Annotated in this window: 4 protein-coding genes and 4 pseudogenes; 3 read left to right on the forward strand and 5 right to left on the reverse strand. The window is 60.8% G+C overall.

Annotation, left to right across the window (positions count from 1 at the left end):
• From MKK55_RS00195 to MKK55_RS00205, 3 genes and pseudogenes are all read right to left on the reverse strand, one after another.
• Window positions 1–89 (reverse strand): annotated as a pseudogene (locus tag MKK55_RS00195) (IS5/IS1182 family transposase); the annotation flags it as partial.
• Between the two features lie 279 nt (window positions 90–368).
• Window positions 369–635 carry a hypothetical protein gene (locus MKK55_RS00200; protein ID WP_243932682.1) on the reverse strand — a complete coding sequence of 89 codons (267 nt, stop codon included), beginning with the start codon at window positions 633–635 and terminating at the stop codon, window positions 369–371.
• A gap of 107 nt (window positions 636–742) precedes the next feature.
• A complete protein-coding gene (locus tag MKK55_RS00205) occupies window positions 743–1,036 on the reverse strand; it encodes a phage holin family protein (protein ID WP_243932684.1) in 294 nt (97 codons plus the stop codon).
• A gap of 115 nt (window positions 1,037–1,151) precedes the next feature.
• On the opposite strand from MKK55_RS00205, the gene MKK55_RS00210 reads away from it, so the two are divergent.
• Window positions 1,152–1,313, forward strand: coding sequence for a hypothetical protein (locus tag MKK55_RS00210; protein ID WP_243932686.1), 162 nt, complete (start codon window positions 1,152–1,154; stop codon window positions 1,311–1,313).
• 109 nt (window positions 1,314–1,422) lie between these two features.
• Window positions 1,423–1,608: a c-type cytochrome gene (locus MKK55_RS29285; protein ID WP_409565990.1), complete on the forward strand. Its 186-nt coding sequence runs from the start codon at window positions 1,423–1,425 to the stop codon at window positions 1,606–1,608.
• Window positions 1,609–1,785: 177 nt separating this feature from the next.
• On the opposite strand, the pseudogene MKK55_RS00220 reads toward MKK55_RS29285, so the two are convergent.
• A pseudogene (locus MKK55_RS00220) lies at window positions 1,786–2,445 on the reverse strand (SOS response-associated peptidase).
• Window positions 2,446–2,828: 383 nt separating this feature from the next.
• On the opposite strand from MKK55_RS00220, the pseudogene MKK55_RS00225 reads away from it, so the two are divergent.
• Window positions 2,829–3,067: pseudogene (locus tag MKK55_RS00225) on the forward strand (IS110 family transposase); the annotation flags it as partial.
• Window positions 3,068–3,327: 260 nt separating this feature from the next.
• Here MKK55_RS00225 and MKK55_RS00230 read toward each other — a convergent pair.
• A pseudogene (locus MKK55_RS00230) lies at window positions 3,328–3,609 on the reverse strand (transposase); the annotation flags it as partial.
• Window positions 3,610–4,337 lie beyond the last annotated feature (728 nt).

A 4,337-nucleotide genomic window follows, 5' to 3' on the forward strand; every position in this document is an offset into this window, starting at 1 on the left:
CGTCGACCGCCTTTCGGACGGGGTCGGGGAGGCGGAAGCAGCGGGGCGATCTCGTCCCAGAGATCGTCGGGAAGAAGTGCGCGGGCCATGAAACACCAACGCACATCAACGCTCAGGGTGCCGTTCTGTTAGGCGCTCTTAGTCGAGGCCTGACGGTTCAAGGCCAGGACACCCCACAGCATCTCACGCGCATACTCTCAGACATCCTCTGGCGGCATCAGCACAGGGCCAAGTGGCGGGCCATTCCAGGTCCCGAGGGCCTGAACTCGGTCAGCTTGGCGTTCATAATGTCAGAGAAGGGCAGATTTCCACCGGTCCCCTTCAAAGGGGCAACAAGTGGAAGCGAATGTCGACTTCGCTTTCGTTCACTACCTGCGGTAGACTACGGGAAAGTCTGCTTGTGAGCGTATGCCAGTCAGCGTCACCGCGCCGAGGCACATCATGAGGACTGTAACTGGGTTGCGGCGGACCGCCTCCAGGGCGCCGTCGTAGAGGCCAGCTCCGGCCGCGTCGCGGCGGACGGTGCCGAGCACCTCCTCGATGACGCCTATCGGGGTTAGGCGCTCCAGGGTTCGGTCCAGGCGGCCGCGGCTGGATTCCATGTCGCGCTCCAGCGTATTGGCGTCGCTAATCATGCGTCTACGTGCTCCTTGATGACGGTGGCGTCCTGCCGGAGCTGTCGGCTCGTCCGGGTCGGCATGAGCCCGTTGAGCGAGAACGGTCTCATGGCGGCAATTGCCTCCTAGCTGACGACGTTGGCGAGCGACTTCACCAAGGCGTCGACCAAGACCAGGAAGCCGACGACTACGAACACCGCCGCGCCGGCCATCGCCGCGAGGCCGATGATTAGGCTTCGCAGGTTGGCGGCCATCTCGTGGCGAAGCAGAGCGATCTCGCCCCGGACGACGTCGCCGGCGCCACGCAAGGCCTCGCGCCTACTGAAGTCAACGAGCAGGCTCACCATCTGGCAGGCCTGTTCGCTTTTTGTGCCGGCTATGGCGCAGGCGTAGCAGCCTTCGCAGACCCATTCGGGCACCGTACGGCATCCTTCAGGTGCCTCTCATGCTCACTTTCCCCTCGATCATCTCCCGCAGCGTCCTTGGGTTAGGACCGTGGGCGGCCTTGCTGTCGTGGCGGATGGCGCGGTGCGGATGCAGCTCGAACAGGCTGTGCAGGGCAATCTGAGCTTCGTGGGGCGTGCTTCGGCAGCTGTGCAGGTTGCCCGAGCAGATGAGCGCTATGTCGCGAAGGGGCTCGATCGGAGCCGGCTTGGCGCGACGGTGTGGATGGTTGGTGCAGTCGATACGCCCTGAAACTCTATTTGCACCACTGAAGGCCTACATAACGTCGCAGGTTGGTTGTCATGTGCGCTTTTTCCTTAGCTGATACGAAGACGTTAACAGCATTTTACGAGTAAGTTTCATGCGCCATTTTATCGTCGATGCCCTAGCAACTATTCTTCTTCCGATGGTCGTTCATGCTGAGGGTGATATCGTAGCAGGAGAGAAAGCCTTTACTCCCTGCAAAGCCTGTCATGCGTTTGGAAAGAAGGGTTTCGGTTCGAAACTGACAGGTGTATTCGGACGCAAGTCAGCCTCTGAGGAATGATATAGCTATTCGGCTGCTATGAAATCATCTGCTATCAGTTGGGACGAAGCTAATCTGCACGAATGGCTGAAAACCCCAAGGCCAAAGTCCCCGGCACGAAGATGATTTTTGGGGGCTACCCGGACGCAAAAAAATTGACGATCTGATCGCCTAGCTGGCTACAAAGAAGTAGCTGCTCTAAGCGCGGCTTTGAGCGGTATCGGTGCGCTTGCCGCGCTCCACTTCCATCATCTTTCTATCCGGCAAGGGCCGTTGTAGAGACAACGCCTCCTCGACTGGCGCCCCCAGCCAGGTGCGCCATTCCTCCGGCGTGGTCAGCAGCACCGGCATCGCCTTCGGATGCACCGGCCCGACGATGCCGTTGACCTTCGTCGTGAGGAGGGCATAGAGGCGGTGCTCCTCCTCCACCGGCTCGTCGCGCTTCGGACCGCGCACGCCTGTCCAGGGTCGCCAGATCCCGGCGAAGGCGAACAACGGCCGGTCTTCATCAAGCGCGAACCACACGGGGGTCTTGCTGGGCTTCGTGTCGGCATACTCGTTGAACGACGACATCGGCACTAGGCAGCGCTGCTTCGGCTTGAGCCAGGACCGCCAATAGGGCGACCTTACGTTCCGCACGTTCGTGCCCGGGTGCTGCGGCCCCTTGCTCACCGGCAAGGGAAAGCCCTAGCGCATCATCGCCAGCTCGCGCTTGCCATCGGCGAGGCGCACGATCGGCGCCATCTGGTCGGGGAAGATCGCCGGCAACGGCGGCAGGTTGCCGATCTCGTCGCAGTCGATCTCGAATGCCATGCGGATCGCGTCCTGGCCCGTGTCGAGGCTGTAGAGGTTGCACATACCGGCACCGTGCGCCGGTCAGGTCCGCAAGGGCAAGCTAGTGCGCTCAACGCCGATCGCGGCACGGCAGGTCCGGCCGTACTGGTTCGGCTGGGACATCCCGACTGCCTGCGGCGGCACCCGGAGTCCTTTGCAGGTGCAGCGGGCCGAGGGGCGGTCCGTCGGAGGTCGGGGAGCTATCGTAGGGGGTACTAGCCGATCCATACGCGGCCGTTCCAAAGCTCGAACGCGCAACCCTCAGCGATCCAACTCATAAGGGCGAGCGCATCCCCATCGTTGGGGGCGTCGATAATGACGATGCTCGATCGGTCATCATCAGGAGATAGGAAGCCCTGGTAGGACGACCGCCGCGCTACGCCTTCACCAGTCTCTGGGCTTTCTCGATCTCGAAGTGCGGGGACACGATGATGCGTGCCGCGCTGTATGAGGCCGCGCTCGTGCTGCTGACCAGCCCGCGCGGCCGGTGGTCCTCGCTGAAGGTCCGGGACTGGCGGTGGCCAAGCGCCGGGGCATGCAGAAGGCGCTCGTGGCCGTCGCCCGCAAGCTGGCAATCGTGCTGCACCGCATGTGGCGCGACGAGACGGACTTCCGCTGGTCGGCCGCGACCGTCACGGCGGCCTGAGGCCCGCACACCAGCATAACACAACACCGAGCTCCTCCGGCGTGGAGGAGGTCCCTGTGGGGACGACGGGAGCGGGTGAGACCGAGGAAACTCTAGCGTCGGATCTGCCGAGCGCGCGGCTTAGATGGCTCCGCCCACCCCCTCTGATCCCATCATGAGGCGGCCTACGCCGACCTCGGAGAGAAACAAGAACTCCACAAGACCGTTCACGCGCCGAACCAGGATGCGCACGAAAGAGAGTTGACCGATGAACTCCGCATAGAGAAGGAGTTTCCCGAAGCTGCCTCCTTCAAGATGAGCTTCTCTAAGGTCAGATCCGAGATCGCCCAACGAAGCCGTTGTTTCTCCGTCTCCAGGGACTTCAGCCGCTTGACCTGGTCACTCTTCAGGCTGCAAAATTCGGAGCGCCAGCGGTAATACGTGACCTCAGTCACCTCAATGGAGCGGATTGCTTCGGCAACCTTGCGACCTTGGGAGACCAGAACATCAACTTGTCGCAGTTTGGCGAAAATCTCTTCAACCGTATGCTTCTTCCGTTCCATGACAACATCCTCCACCTGGCTCGAAGCCAAATCTTAGGGAGAACCACCTCTCAGGAGACAGGCCAAATTCAGAGCCCCTTCTTCATTTCGATGGTTCGGCCGCCGCCACGGTGCATCATGTGGCGCCGCATGGAGTGGTGTCGCATCGGACAACAATGAGTCGATCGGCAGAACGAGAATTTATGGGCTCATTGGACGTATGCGGTTTGCATTGGCCGCGAGCTCGTATCGGGGAAGATCCGCATGGTACGAACGCCCCCCCCTTACAGGTCCTGATAGGCATTCCGGCCGCCGAAGATGACGTCCGCGGGGGGGGTGGGCGCGGAAAGCAGCGTGTCTAACCGTAAGAATGTTCGTGCAATTGAGCCCGAGATCGCACTTACGGGTGGGTGCGGCACCACCATGTCATGCGGATGATGCCTATCGGCTCAAACGCGCAGCTTCGCCAGGAATGCCACAGTTGTTAGTTACTAAAGCTTAACCGAGAAACTACACACCCCACTAGCAATCGCAACCTTAGGCTGAATTTATGTATTGAGAAATCGGTTTTAGCCACTGAGGATGTGATCCTGATGTCAAAGCCGTTCGAAGATGCCGTGGTTGTCTGGCTCGACCCCAATCGCCCAGATTTCGGGGTCACACTCATAAACGATGTTCCTTCAGGCCTCTCCGCCTTGCATCGGTACGGCATTGACGAGGCACTACAGAGCACCGAGGCGCCCCTTTGG

It is taken from the genome of Methylobacterium sp. J-059 (genome assembly GCF_022829485.1).
Taxonomy (GTDB): Bacteria; Pseudomonadota; Alphaproteobacteria; order Rhizobiales; family Beijerinckiaceae; genus Methylobacterium.